Origin of the sequence: Bordetella sp. H567 (assembly GCF_001704295.1) — a bacterium.
GTDB lineage: Bacteria > Pseudomonadota > Gammaproteobacteria > Burkholderiales > Burkholderiaceae_B > Bordetella_C.
The window spans coordinates 1,856,615-1,876,555 of the sequence record NZ_CP012334.1 but is presented as its reverse complement, the minus strand read 5'-3'; the positions used below and the strand labels follow the sequence as shown (position 1 = coordinate 1,876,555).

The window sequence follows — 19,941 nt, the reverse complement described above, 5'->3', positions numbered from 1 at the left end:
CCGCCGGCTCCGGACCTGAGGAACGCCGTGGCGATCAGCGTTGCTGGGCGATCGCGCGCGCCTGGTCGATGGCGTTGGTCAGCGCCGCAACGGGCGGCGTCTTGCCGTCGAAGGCTTCGTCCAGCTCGCGGCTGAGAACGGGTTCGATGCGATCGTAATTGTTCACACGAAAGCCGCGCGCCGTCACCGTCGGCTGCGCGCGCATGCTCGCCACGACGGCCTGGGCGCCCGGGATACGGCTGTAGAAGGACACTTCCGACGCGCGGAAAGCCGCTTCGGTCAGGGGCAGGTAGCCCGTGCTCTGGTGCCATTCGGCCGCGATCACGGGCTTGGACAGCCAGGCCAGGAAATCCACGGTGGCCTTGTCCTGTACCGTGGGATGGCCTTCCATCGCCCACAGCGCCGAGCCACTGACAAAGGGCTTGCCGGGCGTCTTGGTGGCCTGGTCATAGTACGGCAGGGGCGCGACGCCGAAGCTCAGGTTCTTGGCCGCGAGCAGTTCGCCGAGCGCGCCCGAACTGGCGGTCAGCACGCCGCACTGCCCCTTGGCGAAGGACGCGTCCGGCGTGTCGTCGTTGGTGTGCTGGGTCAGCAGCAGCGAACGCTTCCACGTGGCCATCAGCGAAACGTGGCGCATGTACAGCGTGTCGAACTGCAGCGACGCCGGCGCGGGCTTGCCCTTGGTCGCCTCGATGCCGTTGCCGTTGCTGGTGTAGAGCTGGTTGTTGATGGGCGCGAGGTTTTCCAGATGGACCTGGACCTGGTCCCCGGAGGCATAGGGGCATTCCACGTCGGCCGCATCGCGCAGCTTCAGCAGCTCACCCTGCAGGTCCTGCCAGGTGCGCGCCGGCTGGTTGGGGTTCAGGCCGGCCTTTTTGTACAGCGCCATGTTGTAGAACATGACGGGGATTTCCGCCATGTAGGGGAAGGCCAGCAGGCGCCCCTTGCTGTCGCGCGTGAAGCTGGTGGTGGACGGCAGGAACCAGGTCGCATCCTTGATCGGATACTTGGCCAGCAGTTCGTACAGCGGCTTGATGGACTTGTATTCGGCCACGACTTCCGGCGAATGGTTGTCCTGCAACTGCACCAGGTTGGGTGTCTTCTTGGCGGCGACGGCGGCCACCGCGGCCTGCTGCAGCGCCTGCGGCGTGGTGAAGTCGCGCAGCGTGACTTCCACGTCGTTCTGTTCTTTGTTGTACTGCTTGACCAGTTTTTCGAATTCGGCCTTGTTGGCGTTGGTCAGGGTGTGCCAGACCTGGATCTGTACCGGCGCCGCATGCGCCACGCCCGCCGCCATCAACGCGGCGCCGAAGATCCAGACGCGCCCGGTGGCGCGGATTGCGCGGGACAGGCCCGCTTCATGCAAGTTCTTCATAGGTCTACATGCCGAGGAAAGGAAACTCCGGTTCCGGCGCGCGTCCGCTGAGCAGATCGGCCAGAGCCCGGCCCGAACCCACCCCCATGGTCCATCCCAGCGTTCCGTGGCCTGTATTCAAATACAGGTTGGAAATGCGGGTTCGGCCGATCAGGGGCACGTTCGACGGAGTGGACGGACGCAGGCCCGACCAGTAAGCGACGCGTTCGAAGTCGAGCGCGCCGGGAAAGAGATCGCGTGCCAGGCGCGTCATGGCCTCGCAGCGTTGCGGGTTCAATGCGCGGGAATAACCCGCGAGTTCGGCCGTACCTGCCATGCGCAGGCGGTTGCCCAGCCGCGAAAAAACCACCTTGTGGCTGCTGTCGGTCAGGCTGACCGTGGGCGCGGCCGCGGGGTCCACGATGGGGAAGGTGGCCGAATAGCCCTTGGCGGGATAGACGTTGCATGGCACGCCCAGCGGGCGCACCAGCAGCGGCGTATAACTGCCCATGGCGACGACGAAGGCATCGGCCGGGACCTGGCCGTAAACGCCTTCCGGCCCCATGACTTCGACCGCGTCGACCCGGCCGCCCGTGGATACCAGGCGGGTCGCCTGCGTGGAATAGCGGAATTCGACACCAGCCGCGGCACAGCGCTCGGCCAGGGCGACGCTGAACAGATGCACGTCGCCGCTTTCGTCCTCGGGCGTGAAGTCGCCGCCGACGATGCGGTTGCGCTGCGAGGCCAGGGCCGGCTCCACCGCCACCACTTCGTCGGCGGTCAGGATGCGGCGCTCCACGCCGAAGTCGCGCATGACGCCGGCCGCCTTCTGCGAGAGCTCGAATTCATGGGCGTCGCGATAGAAATTCAGGATGCCGCGTTCCAGGTGATCGTATTCGATGCCCAGTTCGGCGCGCATCGTGCGCAAGGTGGTGCGGCTGTATTCCGCCATGCGCACCATGGCGCGGATGTTGGGGGCGAGACGGCCCGGCAGGCATTCGCGCAGGAACGCCAGGCCCCATGCCCACTGGCGCCAGTCCAGCTGGGGGCGGAACAGCAGCGGGGCATCTTCGTGGAACAGCCACTTCAGCAGCTTCAGGGGCGCTTGCGGATTGGCCCAGGGCTCGGCATACGAAACCGATATCTGGGCGCCGTTGGCGAGACTGGTTTCCTGGGCGGGACCGGTGCGCCGGTCCATGACCACGACGTCATGTCCGGCCTGGCGCAGCCACCACGCCGAGGAAATGCCGATGATGCCGGCTCCCAATACCGCTATTCTCATTCGCGCCAAGCTCCTGGGTACGGACGCGGCTGACCGCAGCCGCATGCGTCAAATCCCTTTGAAATCCTGGGACGGGAGTTTACCTTGCCCCGCATCGCCGGTCGCGCAGCGCCAGCGTTGAAAAGCATCACCATCCGTCTGCTTGTAAGCTGCTATGTCAATTCGCCGATATCAAGGACGCGCCTTCGCCAGGTCGGCCTCCGACGTAAAGGCGTCGGCGTAGAACGCGTCGGCCGGCAAGCTGCACTGCGCGGTGAATTCCCGCCGCGCCGCATCGACCATGACCGGGGCGCCGCAAGCATACACCTGATAACCGGAAAGATCGGGCAAATCGCGCATGACGGCCTCGTGCACGAAACCCGTCCGCCCGGTCCAGCCGTCTTCCGGCAAGCCGTCGGAGATGACGGGGATGTAGCGGAACTGCGGCACGCCGGCGGCCCACGAGGCGGCCAGTCCGTCCATGTACAGGTCGCGCGGGCGGCGCCCGCCCCAATACAGCGAAACCGGCCGGCTGATCTGCTTGTGGATCATGTGTTCGACGATGGCCTTGATCGGGGCGAAGCCGGTGCCGCTGGCCAGCAGCACGATGGGCTTGTCGCTGTCCTCGCGCAGGAAGAAGGACCCGAAGGGCCCCTCGATGCGCAGGATTTCCCGCTCTTTCATCTGCGTGGCGCCGGCGCCGAACACGTGGTCCGTGAAGTGGCCGCCGGGCATGTGGCGGATATGCAGTTCCAGCGGGCCGCCGGCGTGCGGCGGGGTCGCCATGGAGTAGCTGCGGCGCCGGCCTTCCTTGAGTATCAGCTCGACGTACTGCCCGGCATGAAAACGGAAGGTTTCCGAGGCGGGCAGCTGCAGCTTGAGGACCGCCACGTCCGGCACCACGCGCTCGATGGTCTGCACGCGGACCGGCAACTTGCGGATCTGGATATCGCTGGCCAGCCGGACTTCGGCCGACTCCACCAGCAGGTCGGACGCGGGCCGGGCCTGGCACAGCAGGGTATAGCCGGCGGCCAGTTCCTCGGGGGCCAGGATCTGCGCCGGATAGGGGCCCGCATCGTACTGCCCCGACAGGACCTTGCCCTTGCAGGTGGAACACGCGCCGCTGCGGCAGCTGTAGGGCAGGACGAAGCCTGCGGCCAGCGCGGCATCGAGTACGGTTTGACCGTCTTCGACCTGGAACTGGTGTTGGGTGGGCGTAAGGGTGACCTGGAAACTCATGGCGCGGCGATAGCGGTGACGGGTCCGCGGCGGGACGGAATCGGACATTCTATAATTTTTGCCGTCCCGGGACAGGCGCAGCCGGGACTGCCATCCCCTCAGTGCGCCGGAAGGTCGTTCATGACGTGGGTCATTCTGTTCGCCGCGGGTTTGTGTGAAATCGTCTGGGCGGTCGGCCTGAAGTACACCGACGGCTTCACCCGCATCGTCCCGTCCGCCATCACCATCCTGGGCATGGTGGCCAGCGTCTGGCTGCTGGCGATCGCCATGCGCACCCTGCCCCTGGGTACGGCCTACGCGGTATGGGTGGGGATCGGAACGGTGGGCGCCTTCATCGCCGGCGTCATCCTGTTCGGCGAAGGACTGGGCTGGCTGCGCCTGGCCAGCGTCGCGCTGATCGTCACGGGACTGGTGGGACTGAAGCTGTCGGCCGCCTAGCCGAAGCCGGAAGCTCGAAGCCGGAAGTTAGCTCGTGGCCGCCCCTAGAAATCCCACTCCACCGAGATCGCGTCGCCCACCCGCAGGGCCGCGCCGGGACGGGCATCGGCGATAGCGTTCTGGCCGAACACGACGCCTACTTCGGCGCTGCGCGTGGCCGTCAGCGTCAGGCCGGGCTCGTCGCCCCGCTGCCCGGTGGCCTGGTCCACGTCCGGAATGCTGCACCGCGTACACGGCTTCACCAGGGCCAGGCGTATGTCGTCGCCGCGCGCGAGCAGGGCCGCGTGATCCTCTTCGTATGCCGCCAGCGCGTCGCCGGCCAGCACGATGTTCGGGCGGAAGCGGTCCATCGGCACCGGCGCGCGCCCCTTTGCCCGCAGTTGCGCGTTCAGGTCGTCCAGCGAGGCTTGATTGGCCACCAGCAGGGGGTAGCCGTCGGCAAATCCGAACAGCGGGTCGCCTTCGAATCCGGCCGCCAGATCGGCGTGGCCGGCACGCCAGCGGCCAATCCAGTCCGGGCTGACGGCACGCCGCGCGGCGGCGATATCCACTTTGTACAGGCGGCAGGACAGGCCCAGGAAGGCGCTGAACCACTGGCCGGCGGCGTCGCTCTCCGCACGGGCGGGAAAAGTATCGCGCCATACGGTAACGGGCGCCTCGCGATCGGCCAGGCCTGAACCGTCCAGCGGCACTTCCAGCAGCGGCATGTCCGGCGCGCGCAACTGCAGATGCGTGGGGGTCAGTGCGGTGCGCACCCGCGCCATGGCCGGTAGCGTGCGCTGGGTCAGGAAATTCCCGCCGGCCGCAACCAGCCAGCGGCGATCGTATGCCAGTCCCGCGCCATCGATGGGCGACGCCTCCAGGTCGATGCCCGCGCAGGACTTGACGGGATAGATGTGCAGGCTGCGGACGGACAGGGACATGGGTGGACGGACGAAAGCAGGGAGTCGGCAAGCATAGCAATAATCCTGTCCCGGCCCCATCGGGCGCCGGCGCGCAACGTGGACAACGTCCCGCGCCGGGCCACCCGCCCATGGCGGCGGCCTCAGTCGACCAGCTTGAGCGCGTCCAGCGGCGTCAGGGCCTTGAAGCTGGCCCGGGCGGCAATGTGCTCGGGCCGCGGCGCCAGGCCGTATTTCGGCGCGCCCAGCGCGTTATCCACGCTGTTGTAGACCATGAACACATTCGATCGGGGCCAGGGCGAGATATTGCTGTTCGACCCGTGCATGGTGTTGCAATCGAAAAACACCACCGAACCGGCCCTGCCGGTCATTGCCTGGATGCCGCCCTGCTCCACCAGCAGCTGCAGGCTGACGGGATCGGGGACGCCGTATTCCTGCTTCTTCAAGGACTGCTTGTAGTGGTCCTGGGGCGTTTCGCCGATGCAGGAGATGAATTGCCGGTGCGAACCGGGCACCAGCATCAGCGGACCATTGCAGGCGTTGTTGTCGGTCAGCAGCACCGAGCAGCTCAGCGCGCGCATGGCGGGCATGCCGTCTTCGACATGCCAGGTCTCGAAATCCGAGTGCCAATAGAATTCCTTGCCCTTGAAGCCCGGCTTCATGTTGGCGCGCGATTGATGGATGTAGACCTCAGAGCCGAGGATCTGCCGCGCCACGTTGATCAGCCGCGGGTCGCGCGCCAGGCGCGCGATCAGCGGACTGAGCTGATGCACCATGAAGATGGACCGCACCGCGTTGCTGCCCGGTTCGGTGATGGACTCCTCGCGCCGCACGATGGCGGGGTCGCGCGACATGCGCGAGATCTCGGCGATCAACGCATCCACCTGCGCTGGCGGAAGCAGGTTCTCCAGCATCAGGAAACCATCGCGGTCGTAGGCGTGGATTTGCTCCGGCGACAGGGCATCGGCATAGCGGCCTTCCCCGTAGACGACCGGGTCGTGGCGGGCGACGATCCCCGCGCTGCGATCGGTGCGTGACGCGTATCGGTCCTTGGCGGGTGAAATCATGACGTTTTCTCCATTCCGGGTGGCCTTCAGGCCGCTTCCTTTTCCGGCAGGGGGTACACGCCATTCTTGTCATGTACTTCCTGCCCCGTCAGCGGCGGATTGAAGACGCAGATGACACGCAGCGGCTTTTCGCCCCCGCACAGCCAGTGCTCGTCGTTGTCGTTCAGCGCGTAGACCACGCCCGGGCCGAGTTCATAGCGCTTGCCGTCGGCGATGGTTTCCAGCGAACCGTCGCCCTCGATGCACCACACGGCTTCCAGGTGGTTGCGGTAATGGATATGCGTGCGCGTGCCGGGGAAGATGGTGGTCTCGTGGAATGAGAACCCCATGCCGTCTTTCTTGAGCAGCACGCGGCGGCTCATCCACGTGTCCGTGCGCACCTCGTCCTTGGTTCCGATCACGTCGTTTACGTTGCGTACGATCATTGGCGTTTTCCTCCGAATTTCAGGATGCGGGCGGATTGCCCGGTTTCGGCCAGCACTTCGGCCACACTGGCCTCGATGGCGTCGAGGCCCCGCTTGAGCAGTTCGTCTTCGATGGTGAGCGCCGGCAGCAGCTTGAGTACTTCGTCATGGGCACCGGACGTTTCGATGACGATGCCGCGCTCGAAGGCCTTGCGGGCGATGCGATTGGCCAGTTCCGGCTGGCTGGCCGTCACCAGGCCCTGGATCAGGCCGCGGCCGCGCACGACCAGGCCGCTGCCGGGATAGCTGTGCGCCAGGTTTTCCAGCCAGTCGCGCACCAGCCGTTCCTTGCGCACGACCTCACGCGAGAACGCCTGGTCGGCCCAGTAGGTATCCAGCGCCGCCGCGGCGGTGACGAAGGCCAGGTTGTTGCCGCGGAAGGTCCCGCTGTGCGCGCCCGGTTTCCAGATGTCCAGTTCGGGCTTCATCAGCACCAGCGACATGGGCAGGCCGAAGCCGGACAGCGATTTGGAAAGCGTGATGATGTCCGGGCTGATGCCCGCGGTTTCGAAGCTGAAGAAATTGCCGGTGCGGCCGCAGCCGACCTGGATGTCGTCGACGATGAGCAACATGTCGTGGCGGCGGCAGACTTTTTCCAGCTCCTTCAGCCAACGCAGCGTGGCGACGTTGACGCCGCCCTCGCCCTGCACGGTTTCGACGATGACCGCGGCGGGCTTGTCCGTGCCGCTGCTAGGGTCGTCCAGCATGCGTTCCAGGTAAGCCATGGTGTCCACGTCGGCCCCGAAATAGCCGTCATAGGGCATGAAGGTGGTGTTGCCCAGCGCGTAGCCGGCCGCATCGCGGAACTTGGCATTGGCCGTGGCCTGCAGTGAACCGCCGCTGACGCCGTGGAAGGCGTGCGTGAACGAAATGATGTTGGAGCGCCCCTTGACCTGGCGGGCGATTTTCAGCGCCGCCTCGACGGCGTTGGTCCCCGTGGGGCCGGTGAACTGCAGCGTGTACTGCCACTTGCGCGGCTTCAGCAGCACGCGGTCCACCGTTTCCAGGAAGTGCTTCTTGGCGCTGGTGGCCATGTCCAGGCCATGCACGACGCCATCGGAAGCCAGGTAATCGATCAACCGGGACTTGAACAGGGGGTTGTTGTGCCCGTAGTTCAGCGTGCCGGCGCCGCTGAAGAAATCGATGTATTCGGTCCCCTCCTCGTCGATCAGCAACGAGCCGCGCGCCTGGCTGAAAATCACCGGGAAGGAACGTATGTAGCCGCGTACTTCCGACTCCATGCGATCGAAGATTTTCAAGTCCATATCGTTTTCTCCTTACGGGGTGTGGGACAACGCGAAGACGCGGCCCGCCGTGGCGGCGATGCGCGCTTTCGCGCAAAGGGAAGCCGCGACGACCCGCTCAACGCGGGATCGACGCGAACGGTCCGATGCGTAGCAGCATCTCGTCGTCGTGATCCGACTGGCCGAACAGCTGCTTGCCGAAGAAAGGCTGTTCGGCCGCATGGGCGCCCAGATCGGCGGCCAGGCTGGTGAAGGTGCGGCGCGAGGCGTGGTTGTCGGGGCCGACGGTGGTTTCCAGATGGCGGATGTCCGCCAATTCCGGACGGCGCAGCAGCGCGTGCAACATGCGGCGCGCCAGGCGCTGGCCGCGGGCGCGGTCGTGCACCGCGACCTGCCAGACGAAAAGGCGGTCCGCCCGTCCCGGCGGCACATAGGCCGACACGAAACCGTCGATGCTGCCGCCCGGGCTTTCCGCCACCACGCAGGTGGCGGGGAAGTGTTCGCACAACAGCAGATACGCGTAGACGGCGTTCAGGTCCAGCGGCGGGCAGTCGGCGACCAGGCGATGGATGACCGCACCGTCGGCAAGGCGTGGGGGACGAAAGAGATGCGAGGGCTCCTGCGCGACGAGCGGAGCCGTCGCGCGCTTATCGACGCCTTCCGTCATACCACCAGGCCCGATTCAGGCGCGGGGCCGGTGGTCGGCACATCCAGGATGGGGGAAGCATCGTGGGCGTCGGCCGGCGCGGCCTGCCCCCCCTGCTCCATCAAGGCGACGATACGCTCCAGCGACAGCGTGATGGTGGCCTGCTCCAGTTCCGGCAAGGCGTTCAGCGCATCGGCCAAGTGCTTTTGCAGCGGCGACGGCGCTTGCTTGGCCAGTTCGATGCCGGCGACCGTGGCGGTCACGAACACCGTGCGGCGGTCCTCGCGGCCGCGCTCGCGGCGGATCAGGCCCTTGTCTTCCAGGCGGTCCAGGATGCCGACCACCGTACTGGGACTGACGTGGATTTCGCGGCTGATGGCCGTGGACGTCAGCGGGCCCAGCCCGATGACGGTGCGCAGGCACATGAGCTGGGGCGCGGTGATGTGGCTGACAGCCGCCAATTGCCGGGAATGCAGCGCGATCGACCGCGTAATGCGCCGCAGCGCGCGCAGGATGCGCAGGTCGTACTGCTGGGCGGGCGGTGGGGGTGCGGCGGTTCCCGCGGGGATGTGCTCAGTCATGGGTACTGAAATTAATTTGCCAGACAAGTTTCTTGCAAAAATAAATTCTGCTGAATTGATTTGAGCACGAAGTATATGGACGGAACGGGCCCTTGTGAACCCGCCAAAGGTGATTTGGCACGCTCTTTCACCCTCGTTTACCTTCCGATACCTTCTCGTTTGTGCCCTGCGGCCCCGCGGCGGTGGCGACCGCCCCCGGCGCCGTGCCAACGCATCGGCTTGTTGCCCGGCGCAAAAAAAACCGGCGGCCCCGGGCATTGCCCGTGGAACCGCCGGCTTGGGCCGGAAGTAAACGCCGGTCTAGAACACCGGCGACAGCACGGGCTGCTTGGGCCGTACGTCCAGTTGCCGCCCCTTGCGCGCGCGCTTGCTCACATACGCCTGCAGTTGCGCGCCGGACAGGATGTCCTCGACCTGCTTGTTGCGGTACATCCCGGTGGCCCGCAAGCCAGCGGGCCCGATGGGTACCACCTGGGCCAGCGTATCGCTGCCGTCCAGCCCCATCAGGATGGTGCCGCGCCCACCGCCGGCCAGCGTCTTGACTTCATCCAGGCCGAACAACAGGAACTTGCCCTTGGCCGACAGCAGTGCCAGGCGCTGCGCGCCTTCGAAGACCGGCACCGGCCGCAGCAGCGCGTCGCCGTTTTCCATGGTGATGAACTGCTTGCCGCCGCGCTGCCGGCTGGCCATGTCGGACAGGCGCGCGATGAAGCCGAAACCGCCCTGCGTGGCAAAGAGCCAGCGGGTGTCCCCGGACGCCGCGATCATGTGCACGATGCGCGCGCCCGAGGCCAGGTCGATCATGGTGGTGACCGGCTGGCCGTCGCCGCGCGCGGACGGCAGGTTCGCGACCGCCACCGTGTAGGCGCGGCCGTTGTCGCCCAGCGCGATCAGCGTATCGGTGGTGCGGCACTCGAACGCACCGTACAGGTCGTCGCCCTGCTTGAAGCCGAACTGCGTGGCGTCATGCCCATGGCCCTGGCGCGCCCGCAGCCAGCCCTTCTGCGACACGATGACCGTGACAGGCTCGTCGACCACGCGGGTTTCCATCACCGCCCGTTCCGCCGCCTTGATCAGCGTCCGCCGCTCGTCGCCATACTGCTTGGCGTCGGCCTCGATCTCGCGCACGATGGTGCGCTTCAGGGAAGCGGGATTGTCCAGCAGCTCCTGCAGCTTGGCCTGTTCCTCGCGCTTGTCGGCGAGCTCCTGTTCGACCTTGATGCCGTCCAGGCGCGCCAATTGACGCAGGCGCATCTCCAGGATGTCCTCGGCCTGGCGTTCGCTCAGCTTGAAGCGTTGCATCAGCGCGGCTCGCGGCTCGTCCGATTCCCGGATGGTCTGGATGACCTCGTCGACGTTCAGGTAGACCACCATGCGCCCTTCCAGCACATGGATGCGGTCGATCACCTTGTCCAGGCGGTGGCGGGTACGGCGTATGACGGTATCCGTGCGGAAGGTCACCCATTCCAGCAGGATTTCGCGCAGCGGCTTCTGACGCGGGCGGCCGTCGGTGCCGATGCAGACCAGGTTGACCGGCACGCTGCTTTCCATGCTGGTCTGCGCGAGCAGCGTATTGACGAATTCGTCGCGATCCACGCGCGAGGTCTTCGGCTCGAAGACCAGCCGCACCGCGGCATCCTTGCCCGATTCGTCGCGTACGGCATCCAGCAGGCCCAGCATCTGCGCCTTGGCCTGCTGCTGTTCGGCCGTCAGTGCCTTCTTGCCGGCCTTGACCTTGGGGTTGGTCAGTTCCTCGATTTCTTCCAGCACGCGCTGGCCGGACGCGCCGGGAGGCAGCTCGGTGACCACCAATTGCCATTGGCCGCGGGCCAGTTCCTCGAACTGCCAGCGGGCGCGCGCCTTCAGCGAACCGCGGCCGCTGTTGTAGATCTGCGCGATATCCTCGGCCGGCGTGATGATCTGCCCGCCGCCGGCGAAATCCGGGCCGGGGATCATGGCGTAGAGCTCTTCGTCGGGCAGCTTGGGCTGCTTGAGCAGCGCCACGCAGGCCTGGGCGACTTCACGCAGATTGTGCGAGGGGATTTCCGTGGCCATGCCGACGGCGATGCCGGACGCCCCGTTCAGCAGCATGACCGGCAGGCGGGCCGGCAGCATCTGCGGCTCTTGATAGCTGCCGTCATAGTTTGGAATGAAGTCGACCGTGCCTTCTTCCAGCTCGTCCAGCAGCACGCGGGCGATGGGCGTGAGCCGCGCTTCGGTATAGCGCATGGCCGCGGCATTGTCGCCGTCGCGCGAGCCGAAGTTGCCCTGGCCGTCGACCAGCGGATAGCGCAGCGTGAAGGCCTGCGCCATGCGCACCATGGCGTCATAGGCGGCCTGGTCGCCGTGCGGATGGTATTTGCCCAGCACGTCGCCCACCACGCGGGCCGATTTCACGGGCTTGGCGGTAGGGCCCAGGCCCATGGCCTGCATGGCGTACAGAATGCGGCGTTGCACGGGCTTCTGCCCGTCGCCGACGTCGGGCAGCGCACGGCCGCGCACGACGGATACGGCATAGTCCAGATAAGCCTGCTCGGCGTAGCGCCCCAGGGTGATGGCGGCGTCGCCCGATTCGGCGTCGAACAGGCCTTGTTGATTGCTGTCGGTCATGGTGTCGCGTCATTGCCATGCCGCACCGGCGCGCCGGCGCGGCATCGGCGATCAGATATCGAGTTCGGCGAGATTGCCTTTTTCTTCCAGCCAGGAGCGGCGCTGCGCCGATTCCCCCTTGCCCATGAGCATGTCGAAAACGCGGGTTGTCTGCTCCGGATCCAGGTCGCCGTAGCTGACCGGCAGCAGCCGCCGGGTGTCCGGGTTCATGGTGGTTTCCCACAATTGCTCGGGGCTCATTTCGCCCAGGCCCTTGAAACGGCTGATGCTCCAGCTGCCTTCGCGCTGGCCTTCCTTGCGCAGTTTGTCCTGCACGGCTTCCAGTTCGCCGGCATCCAGGCAATAGATCTTGCGCGGAGGGCGCTTGCCCTGCGCCGGCACGTCCACGCGGAACAGCGGCGGGCGCGCGACGTAGACGTTGCCCGCTTCCACCAGCTTGGGGAAATGCTTGTAGAACAGCGTCAGCAGCAGCACCTGGATATGCGAGCCGTCCACGTCCGCGTCCGAAAGAATGCAGATGCGGCCGTAGCGCAGGCCGGACAGGTCCGGCGTGTCGGCGGGGCCGTGCGGATCGACGCCGATGGCCACGGCGATATCGTGGATCTCGTTGTTGGCGAAGAGGCGGTCGCGTTCGACTTCCCAGGAATTCAGCACCTTGCCGCGCAGCGGCAGGATGGCCTGGAATTCCTTGTCGCGGCCCATCTTGGCCGAGCCACCGGCCGAGTCGCCTTCCACCAGGAAGACTTCGGTACGCGAGGTGTCGCTGGATTCGCAGTCGGTGAGCTTGCCGGGCAGCACGGCCACGCCGGAACTCTTGCGCTTTTCGACACGCTGCGCCGAGCGGGCGCGCGCCTGCGCCTGCCGGATCGCCAGTTCGGCCAGCTTGCGGCCGTATTCCACATTGCTGTGCAGCCAGAGGTCCAGCGCGCCGCGGGTAAAGCCGCCGACCAGCCGGACGGCGTCGCGGCTGTTCAGCCTTTCCTTGATCTGGCCCTGGAACTGCGGGTCCAGCACCTTGGCGGACAGCACGAAGCTGGCGCGCGCGAAGACGTCTTCGGGCAGCAGCTTCACGCCCTTGGGCAGCAGGCTGTGCAGTTCCGCGAAGCCCTTGACCGCGGCGAACAGGCCTTCGCGCAAGCCCGATTCATGGGTGCCGCCGGCCGGCGTGGGGATCAGGTTGACATAGGACTCGCGCACGGCGTTGCCGTCCTCCGTCCAGGCCACGACCCATTGTGCGCCCTCGCCTTCGGCGAACGTGTCGTGATCCGCGGCGGCGTACTGGCTGCCCTCGAACATCGGGATCATCAATTCCGCGCCGTCCAGGGCTTCGGTCAGGTAGCCGCGCAGGCCGTCCTCGTACAGCCAGGTCTTGCTGTCGCCGGTCTTTTCCACCGTCAGCGTCACGCGGGTGCCGGGCAGCAGCACCGCCTTGCTGCGCAGCAGCTGGGTCAACTCTGCCAGCGGAATGTTGGGGTGGTCGAAATAGGCGGGATCGGGCCAGACGCGGACCCGCGTGCCCGATTTCTTCTTGGCGACGCCGCTGAAGGGCACGAGCGGCTCGGCGACATCGCCGTCGCGGAACACCATGCGGTGTATGCCGCCGTCGCGCCATACGATGACTTCCACGCGGCTGGACAGGGCGTTCGTCACCGACACCCCGACGCCGTGCAGGCCGCCGGAAAACGCATAGGCGCCGCCGGCCTGCTTATCGAACTTGCCACCGGCGTGCAGCCGGGTGAACACCAGTTCCACGACCGGGGCGTTTTCCTCCGGGTGCATGCCTACCGGGATGCCGCGGCCGTCGTCCTCGACCGATACGCTGCCGTCCGCGTGCAGGATGACCTGGATGTGCTTGCCGTTGCCGGCCAGCGCCTCGTCGGCGGCGTTATCGATGACTTCCTGCACGATGTGCAGCGGATTTTCGGTGCGGGTGTACATGCCCGGGCGTTGCCGCACGGGTTCCAGGCCCTTCAGGACCCGGATGGACGCCTCTGTATAACGTGGAGTGGCCAAGTTATCCCCAACATCTGTGGAAAAAAACCGACATTCTAAGAAAAGACCCAGCATTGGCGCGGTGCGAACTGGGATGCGCAGATCCTGAGCAGCCCCTTGCTCGCCCCATTGGCGGACCATGGGCGTGCGGGGCACGCGCCCCGGGGGACGGGGCTGTCGGCGCCAGCCGCCCCTGCCGCAAGGCTGGTTATCCTACACAAAAACCGGTGACGCCTGTTCGGATGGACAGTGGTATGCTTTAATCCTGCCAACTCAAGAATGGCGGGTCGAAGCACGCCTCCCCGCCGTAAAGCAACGAGAACAGTCATGAGTGACCAAATCAAGCATGTCAGCGACGCCAGCTTCGATGCCGACGTTTTGAAGGCCGACCTCCCCGTGCTGGTGGACTACTGGGCGGAATGGTGCGGTCCCTGCAAGATGATCGCGCCCATCCTGGAAGAAGTCGCCAAGGAATACGCCGGCCGCATCACCATCGCCAAGCTCAACGTCGACGAAAACAACGAGACGCCGGGCAAGTACGGTATCCGCGGCATCCCCACCCTGATGCTTTTCAAGGACGGCAAAGCGGCGGCCACCAAGGTCGGCGCCCTATCGAAATCCCAGCTCACCGCATTCCTGGACAGCGCCTTGTAAGCAGCGCTCGTTCCCCCGTTCGCGCGGGCCCGTCCGTGGCCCGCCGCCCTCTTCCTCTTTACCTTCCCCCGATAAATCAACGCAATGCACCTGAATGAACTAAAGGCGCAACACGTCTCCAAATTGCTGGAACTTGCCGCCTCCCTGGAAATCGAGAACGCCAACCGGCTGCGCAAGCAGGAGCTGATGTTCGCCATCATGAAGAAGCGCGCCAAGCAGGGCGAGCAGATCTTCGGCGACGGCGTGCTGGAAGTCCTGCCGGACGGCTTCGGTTTCCTGCGATCGCCGGACACCTCGTACCTGGCGAGCACCGACGACATCTATATTTCCCCCTCGCAGATCCGCCGCTTCAACCTGCATACCGGCGATTCGATCGAGGGCGAGGTGCGTACGCCCAAGGATGGCGAGCGTTATTTCGCGCTGGTGAAGGTCGATAAGGTCAACGGACTGGCGCCCGAAGCGATCAAGCATCGGATCATGTTCGAGAACCTGACGCCGCTGCATCCCAACCAGGTGATGCGGCTGGAACGGGACATCAAGAGCGAAGAAAATCTGACTGGGCGCATCCTGGATATTTTCGCGCCCATCGGCAAGGGCCAGCGCGGCCTGATCGTGGCCAGCCCCAAGTCCGGCAAGACCGTGATGATGCAGCACATCGCGCATGCCATCACGACCAACTTCCCCGACGCGGTCATGATCGTGCTGCTGGTCGACGAACGTCCGGAAGAAGTCACGGAAATGCAGCGCACGGTGCGCGGCGAAGTGGTCGCGTCGACCTTCGACGAACCGGCCACGCGGCACGTGCAGGTGGCCGAAATGGTCATCGAAAAGGCCAAGCGCCTGGTCGAGCTGAAGAAAGACGTCGTCATCCTGCTCGATTCGATCACACGCCTGGCGCGCGCCTACAACACGGTGGTGCCGGCTTCCGGCAAGGTGCTGACCGGCGGCGTGGACGCCAACGCGCTCCAGCGCCCGAAGCGCTTTTTCGGCGCGGCGCGCAACGTGGAAGAAGGCGGTTCGCTGACCATCATCGGCACGGCCCTGATCGAAACGGGCAGCCGCATGGACGAAGTCATCTACGAAGAATTCAAGGGCACCGGCAACTCCGAAGTGCACCTGGAACGCCGCCTGGCGGAAAAGCGCGTCTATCCGTCCATCAACCTGAACAAGTCGGGTACGCGGCGCGAAGAACTGCTGATCAAGCCCGAGCTGCTGCAGAAGGTGTGGGTGCTGCGCAAGTTCATCCACGACATGGACGAAATCCAGGCCATGGAATTCATCATGGACAAGATGCGCGCCACCAAGAGCAACGCCGAATTCTTCGACATGATGAAGAAGTAGGCTCACCCCCCGAAGCGCTGCGCGCTTCCCCCCTCAAGGGGGGCGACGCTGGCGGACCGGCGGAGCCGGATCCGCGGCGTCCCGGATCGGCCGCACCTGTTTCTTGCGGGATGAAGTGGTCCCTCCCCGAAGAGACCCACCCGCCGAAGCGCTACGCGCTTTCCCCCTCAAGGGGGCGACGCTGGCGGACCGGCGGAGCCGGATCCGCGGCGTCCCGGATCGGCCGCACCTGTTTCTTGCGGGATGAAGTGGTCCCTCCCCGAAGAGACCCACCCGCCGAAGCGCTGCGCGCTTCCCCCCTCAAGGGGGCGACGCTGGCGGACCGGCGGAGCTGGATCCGCGGCGTCCCGGATCGAGTTGCATCTGTTTCGTGCGACGCGTGGTGTGACGAAGCCCCCCGCTTGAGGGCGGTTTCATTAGTGTTCGATCGGGTCTCGGGGAAGCGCCGCTTCGGGCTCGGTCGTCGCGGCGGCCGGTAGCGGGCCGTCGATGGGCGCGACCTTGGGGTCGTTCCAGGGCCCCGTCACCGCGTACTGCACCGTCATGGCCCGCGACAGCGGGTACTTCAGCAGCCACTGCGTGACGAAGGCGCCCAAGCCCAGCAGCGGATTCACCGCCAGCGCCGTCGCGACCGCCGCGCCGCTGGCGTCCAGGTTGGGCACCACCACGGCCTTCATATTCCAGGTTTCATCGATGATGCTGGTCGTCCCGGACAGGACGATGGCGGCAACGGGCCCGTTGATCTTGTAGTCATCGGTGCGGATCACGCCCTTGGATACGTTGAAGCGGGCGCGTATCGTATCGAAGGGAAAACCGTCGCGGAACAGGTTGGCCGGATTCAATTCCAGTTTGGCCAGCCGCTGCAGCGACTGCATGGACAAGAGCTCCAGTAGCCGCCCCGTCCGCGAATTGACGTGGATCAGCCGGCCCTTGTCCATGCGCAGCGCCAGGTTGCCGTCCAGCGCGGCCACGTTGTAGGACCACGGCAGGTCGTACCACGTCAGCTTGCCTTCCGCCGAACCCGCGCCGCCGGCGGCCACGTCCTGCCAGCCCAGCCGGGCCAGTAGCTTGCCGAAGTCGCCCCATTTCAGCGATGCATCGACGGTCAGGCCGCGCTCGCGCCCGCTCAGGCGCCAGAAGCCCGTGGCGTCCAGCGACGCATTATCGTTGGCGATGCGCAGCGTATCCAGGCGCCAGCGCTGTCCGCGCTCCACATTCGTGCCCACGATGCGCAGGCTGCCCAGGTCCTTGCCGTAGAAGCGCAGCACGTCGGCCTGCAGGTCCACCGCCGGAATGTCCTTGAGGTCGTCGCCGGACGAGGTATCGTCCGTCGGTTTCTCTTCTCCTTCCTTGCCGAAGGACAGGTATTTGAAGCGGGCCGTGACCTGGCCGGCAATGGCGCCGGAAGCCTCGCGCCAGGAGATTGCCCCCGCGGCCTGCTTGGACTGGAGGTCTACACGCCACTGCGCCGGCGCCGGCCGCACCGCGTAGAGCTTCAAGTCGTTCAAGATCACGCCGGCCACGTGCAGCTGCGGCGTATCCAGCGCGATCTGGTCCGGCGGCGGAAGCAGCGGCGTATCGGGGGCGCGCCGGCCCTTGGGGGCGTTGGACGGGGGTATCTCGAAGCCGTCCGCGACATCCTGCCAGCCGTCCACGTCGATGTCCGGCAGCTTCAGGCGCACGCTCATCCCCTGCGTGGGCAAGGTGGCGGGCTGGTTGGCGCCCAGGGCGCCGCGCGCGAACGTCCAGCGCTTTTCGGCCGGATCGCGTTCCAGCAGCAGGTTGATGTTTTCACCCAGGCTGGCGGTCAGCCAATCGCGGTCCCGGCTGCCAGGGTTCGTGGCCGGACTCCACTGCAGGCGCAGCGGCATCACGGCCGAGGCCGGTTTGCCCACGGGCGCCGGCATATCGATGGCCATGCCGGCCAGATCGGATTCCAGCGTGACGTCGATGCGGCCACCGCGTATGTACAGCAGCTTGCCCCGCACCGCCGTGCGGCCGGAAAAGCGCGACATCGCGGGCGCGCGCACCAGTTGCGCCAGCGCGGCGCCGGTCAGCTGGCCGTCGAAGCGCAGGCCGTTGCGGGCGTCCAGCAGCCCGCCGTCGATCTTCAACGGCCCGCCCAGGAACTGCGCCTGTACGCCTCGCGCCCGCAGGTCTTTTTCGGTGAATTCCAGCATGCCGCGCAGTTGCGTCAGCGCGGGCCACTCCGGATACAGCGTGAAGTCGTTATCTTTGAAGGACAGCGAGCCGTCCACCGTCGTATCGTCGGTGTGCAGCAAGGGCACGCGCAGCGCCAGGGCGACGCTCCAGTCGCCCGTACCACGCGCCTGCGCCAGCCGGTTCTCCAGCAAGGCGCCCAACGGCGACGTATTGGCCGTGGACAGGAAGGACGGGACCGCCCCCTGGACCTGCCCCTGCAGATAGAGCTCGGCGTTGTCTTCCATGTTGGGAATGCTGGCCTTGATCGCGCCCAGGCGCAGCGGGGTATCCCGCGCATCGGCGGGCCGCAGCACGCCGCCCGGCTTGCCCTCCAGGGTCAAGGCGGCGCCGTCGATGGCGAAGGCACCGTCCATGCCCAGTATCGCGGGCCAGGCCTTGCGGTCCTTCGCGGCCGGCGCGTAGTCCACCGTCGCGCCCACGAAGGGACCGCCGATATGGAAGCGGCCGTTCTGGCCCGGCTCGGTGTAAGGAAACTGGTTCAGGTCGCCCTGCAGCACCAGGGCCGCGTCGCGCACGACACCGGCTTGCAGCGCTTGCGCCAGCCAGTCCCGCGCGTCCTCGGACACCGTCAGGGGCAGGTAGCGATGGATGGCGCTCATGGTCGCCCGCTGCAGGGTGCCGCGGACGTCGGCCGTGCCGGCATCCGTTTCGCCGCGCGCCTCCCAGCTGCCCTGCAGACGTATGTCGAGGTCGTCGTTCGCGGCCTGCAGATCGCGCAGTTCCAGGCCCAGCACGCCGGTGCGCGCCCGGTGCACCGTAGTGTCGACGCTGGCGTTGGCCAACGCGAGTACGGGCTGTTCGAATATGCCCGGTAGTTCCGCCCTGACATCGCTGGCCTGGCCGCGCAAGACGAGCCCATTACCGTTCGCGCTGCGGGCCAGGGCGGGATGCTGTCCCGCCCTGGCGAGATCGCCGGGCAAACCTTCCAGGCGTGCCCGGACCAGGCCCGCCGACGCCACCACGCCATCCTGCCAGCGCCACCCCAACCGCCGCGCGACCAGGTCCATGGCGACCGTACCCAGCTTGCGGCCATCGACCTGCAGCCACGCGCGGGCGGCCATGCGGCCTTGCAGCGGTGGCATCGCCACCCAGGGCGTCCACGCGGACGGCTCGCCGTCGGCCATCTCGGCATACACCTGTCCGTGCCAGCTGGCCAGGTCGCTGGGGTGGCGGCTGAACAGCGAGCGCTCCCATTCGCCGCGCAGGCTCAGCGCCGCCGCCAGGCTGGCGGGCGGCCGGGCCTGCAAGGCGAAGCGATGCGACAGCGCGCCGTTCAGCATGACGAAGCTGGCGTCCTGCAGCACCAGTTCCGGCGCCGCGCGCGATTCGTCCACCCAGCGCACCGTGGCGTGCCGCAGGACGATCTCGCGCTGGCGGGCAAGCCAGCGCAGGGCGACGGAGCGGCTGGCATCGCTGTCGTCCGCGCCCGAGAGATCGACGGACTGCCCGGCCACCCACAGCCGGTCGTCGCGGTCGCGGCGCAAGGCCAGGTCCAGGCCGTCGGCCTGCAGGTACACCAGCCGCGGCTCGCGATTCAGGATGCTGCGCCATGCCAGCACGGCGTCCACGGCGGGCAGCGTCAGGACGGCGGCCCCCTGGCCGTCGCTGATTTCGACGTCCGCCAGGGCCAGGCGCGGATTCATGCCGCGCCAGTCCGCCGCGATGTGGCCGATGCGCACCGGGGCGCCGATCGCCTCGCTGGCGTAGCGTTCGATCTGCGGGCGCCATTGGTCGATGCGGGGCAGCACGAAATAGCGCAGCCCCAGCAAACCCACCGCGGCGGCGACATAAACGATCCAGAAGCTCCAGAGCAGACCGCGGAGGAATTTGATGGGCAGACGCACGTTTATTCAGCGAGGAGAGAGGTCTTGCAGTATCGTCCCCTTATACCCGAAATGTTTCGTGGCGTCTGCGCAACCCTTATC

General features: G+C 66.5%; 15 protein-coding genes. 3 read left to right on the top strand and 12 right to left on the bottom strand.

What is annotated here, in order from left to right; all coding sequences use genetic code 11:
- Window positions 1-34: 34 nt before the first annotated feature.
- The 3 genes from AKI39_RS08485 to AKI39_RS08475 form a co-directional block, all read right to left on the bottom strand.
- Window positions 35-1,375: an extracellular solute-binding protein gene (locus AKI39_RS08485; RefSeq protein WP_066634453.1), complete on the bottom strand. Its 1,341-nt coding sequence runs from the start codon at window positions 1,373-1,375 to the stop codon at window positions 35-37.
- 4 nt (window positions 1,376-1,379) lie between these two features.
- On the bottom strand, window positions 1,380-2,636 hold the full coding sequence (locus AKI39_RS08480) for a D-amino acid dehydrogenase (RefSeq protein WP_066634452.1): 1,257 nt from the start codon (window positions 2,634-2,636) through the stop codon (window positions 1,380-1,382).
- A 171-nt stretch (window positions 2,637-2,807) separates the two neighbouring features.
- A complete protein-coding gene (locus tag AKI39_RS08475; protein WP_066642506.1) occupies window positions 2,808-3,854 on the bottom strand; it encodes a CDP-6-deoxy-delta-3,4-glucoseen reductase in 1,047 nt (348 codons plus the stop codon).
- 120 nt (window positions 3,855-3,974) lie between these two features.
- Here AKI39_RS08475 and sugE point away from each other — a divergent pair, with 120 nt between their 5' ends.
- On the top strand, window positions 3,975-4,292 hold the full coding sequence (gene sugE / locus AKI39_RS08470; RefSeq protein ID WP_066634451.1) for a quaternary ammonium compound efflux SMR transporter SugE: 318 nt from the start codon (window positions 3,975-3,977) through the stop codon (window positions 4,290-4,292).
- A gap of 44 nt (window positions 4,293-4,336) precedes the next feature.
- Here the strand turns inward: sugE and AKI39_RS08465 are convergent, their stop codons facing one another.
- From AKI39_RS08465 to AKI39_RS08430, 8 genes are all read right to left on the bottom strand, one after another.
- Window positions 4,337-5,215, bottom strand: a complete 879-nt coding sequence (locus AKI39_RS08465; protein WP_066634450.1) for an MOSC domain-containing protein — start codon at window positions 5,213-5,215, stop codon at window positions 4,337-4,339.
- A 122-nt stretch (window positions 5,216-5,337) separates the two neighbouring features.
- Window positions 5,338-6,261, bottom strand: coding sequence for an ectoine hydroxylase (gene thpD, locus AKI39_RS08460; RefSeq protein WP_066634448.1), 924 nt, complete (start codon window positions 6,259-6,261; stop codon window positions 5,338-5,340).
- A 26-nt stretch (window positions 6,262-6,287) separates the two neighbouring features.
- Window positions 6,288-6,686 (bottom strand): ectoine synthase, encoded by a 399-nt coding sequence (locus tag AKI39_RS08455; RefSeq protein WP_066634446.1) that lies wholly within the window; start codon window positions 6,684-6,686, stop codon window positions 6,288-6,290.
- Window positions 6,683-7,990 carry a diaminobutyrate--2-oxoglutarate transaminase gene (gene ectB, locus AKI39_RS08450; RefSeq protein WP_066634444.1) on the bottom strand — a complete coding sequence of 436 codons (1,308 nt, stop codon included), beginning with the start codon at window positions 7,988-7,990 and terminating at the stop codon, window positions 6,683-6,685. Before ectB ends, AKI39_RS08455 begins: the two co-directional genes overlap by 4 nt.
- A gap of 97 nt (window positions 7,991-8,087) precedes the next feature.
- Entirely contained in the window at window positions 8,088-8,636 is a 549-nt protein-coding gene (ectA, locus tag AKI39_RS08445; protein ID WP_066634442.1) for a diaminobutyrate acetyltransferase, read from the bottom strand.
- Window positions 8,633-9,196 (bottom strand): MarR family winged helix-turn-helix transcriptional regulator, encoded by a 564-nt coding sequence (locus AKI39_RS08440; RefSeq protein ID WP_066634440.1) that lies wholly within the window; start codon window positions 9,194-9,196, stop codon window positions 8,633-8,635. Before AKI39_RS08440 ends, ectA begins: the two co-directional genes overlap by 4 nt.
- Before the next feature lie 300 nt (window positions 9,197-9,496).
- Window positions 9,497-11,806, bottom strand: coding sequence for a DNA topoisomerase IV subunit A (gene parC / locus AKI39_RS08435; RefSeq protein WP_066634439.1), 2,310 nt, complete (start codon window positions 11,804-11,806; stop codon window positions 9,497-9,499).
- A 51-nt stretch (window positions 11,807-11,857) separates the two neighbouring features.
- Complete coding sequence (locus tag AKI39_RS08430) at window positions 11,858-13,819, bottom strand: DNA topoisomerase IV subunit B (protein WP_076879677.1); 1,962 nt, start codon at window positions 13,817-13,819, stop codon at window positions 11,858-11,860.
- 306 nt (window positions 13,820-14,125) lie between these two features.
- Here AKI39_RS08430 and trxA point away from each other — a divergent pair, with 306 nt between their 5' ends.
- Window positions 14,126-14,452: a thioredoxin TrxA gene (trxA, locus tag AKI39_RS08425; RefSeq protein ID WP_066634435.1), complete on the top strand. Its 327-nt coding sequence runs from the start codon at window positions 14,126-14,128 to the stop codon at window positions 14,450-14,452.
- An 84-nt stretch (window positions 14,453-14,536) separates the two neighbouring features.
- The gene (gene rho, locus AKI39_RS08420; protein ID WP_066634433.1) at window positions 14,537-15,793 is read left to right on the top strand and encodes a transcription termination factor Rho; all 1,257 of its coding nucleotides are present in this window, start codon (window positions 14,537-14,539) and stop codon (window positions 15,791-15,793) included.
- A 416-nt stretch (window positions 15,794-16,209) separates the two neighbouring features.
- Here the strand turns inward: rho and AKI39_RS08415 are convergent, their stop codons facing one another.
- On the bottom strand, window positions 16,210-19,860 hold the full coding sequence (locus AKI39_RS08415; RefSeq protein ID WP_083228703.1) for a YhdP family protein: 3,651 nt from the start codon (window positions 19,858-19,860) through the stop codon (window positions 16,210-16,212).
- Between the last annotated feature and the right edge of the window lie 81 nt (window positions 19,861-19,941).

Bases quoted from the DNA above. Each gene is read 5' to 3' on its own strand.
- thpD (WP_066634448.1), bottom strand. From the start codon at position 6,261: ATGATTTCACCCGCCAAGGACCGATACGCGTCACGCACCGATCGCAGC.
- AKI39_RS08440 (WP_066634440.1), bottom strand. From the start codon at position 9,196: ATGACTGAGCACATCCCCGCGGGAACCGCCGCACCCCCACCGCCCGCC.
- ectA (WP_066634442.1), bottom strand. From the start codon at position 8,636: ATGACGGAAGGCGTCGATAAGCGCGCGACGGCTCCGCTCGTCGCGCAG.
- AKI39_RS08465 (WP_066634450.1), bottom strand. From the start codon at position 5,215: ATGTCCCTGTCCGTCCGCAGCCTGCACATCTATCCCGTCAAGTCCTGC.
- ectB (WP_066634444.1), bottom strand. From the start codon at position 7,990: ATGGACTTGAAAATCTTCGATCGCATGGAGTCGGAAGTACGCGGCTAC.
- rho (WP_066634433.1), top strand. From the start codon at position 14,537: ATGCACCTGAATGAACTAAAGGCGCAACACGTCTCCAAATTGCTGGAA.
- AKI39_RS08475 (WP_066642506.1), bottom strand. From the start codon at position 3,854: ATGAGTTTCCAGGTCACCCTTACGCCCACCCAACACCAGTTCCAGGTC.
- sugE (WP_066634451.1), top strand. From the start codon at position 3,975: ATGACGTGGGTCATTCTGTTCGCCGCGGGTTTGTGTGAAATCGTCTGG.
- trxA (WP_066634435.1), top strand. From the start codon at position 14,126: ATGAGTGACCAAATCAAGCATGTCAGCGACGCCAGCTTCGATGCCGAC.
- parC (WP_066634439.1), bottom strand. From the start codon at position 11,806: ATGACCGACAGCAATCAACAAGGCCTGTTCGACGCCGAATCGGGCGAC.
- AKI39_RS08480 (WP_066634452.1), bottom strand. From the start codon at position 2,636: ATGAGAATAGCGGTATTGGGAGCCGGCATCATCGGCATTTCCTCGGCG.
- AKI39_RS08455 (WP_066634446.1), bottom strand. From the start codon at position 6,686: ATGATCGTACGCAACGTAAACGACGTGATCGGAACCAAGGACGAGGTG.
- AKI39_RS08485 (WP_066634453.1), bottom strand. From the start codon at position 1,375: ATGAAGAACTTGCATGAAGCGGGCCTGTCCCGCGCAATCCGCGCCACC.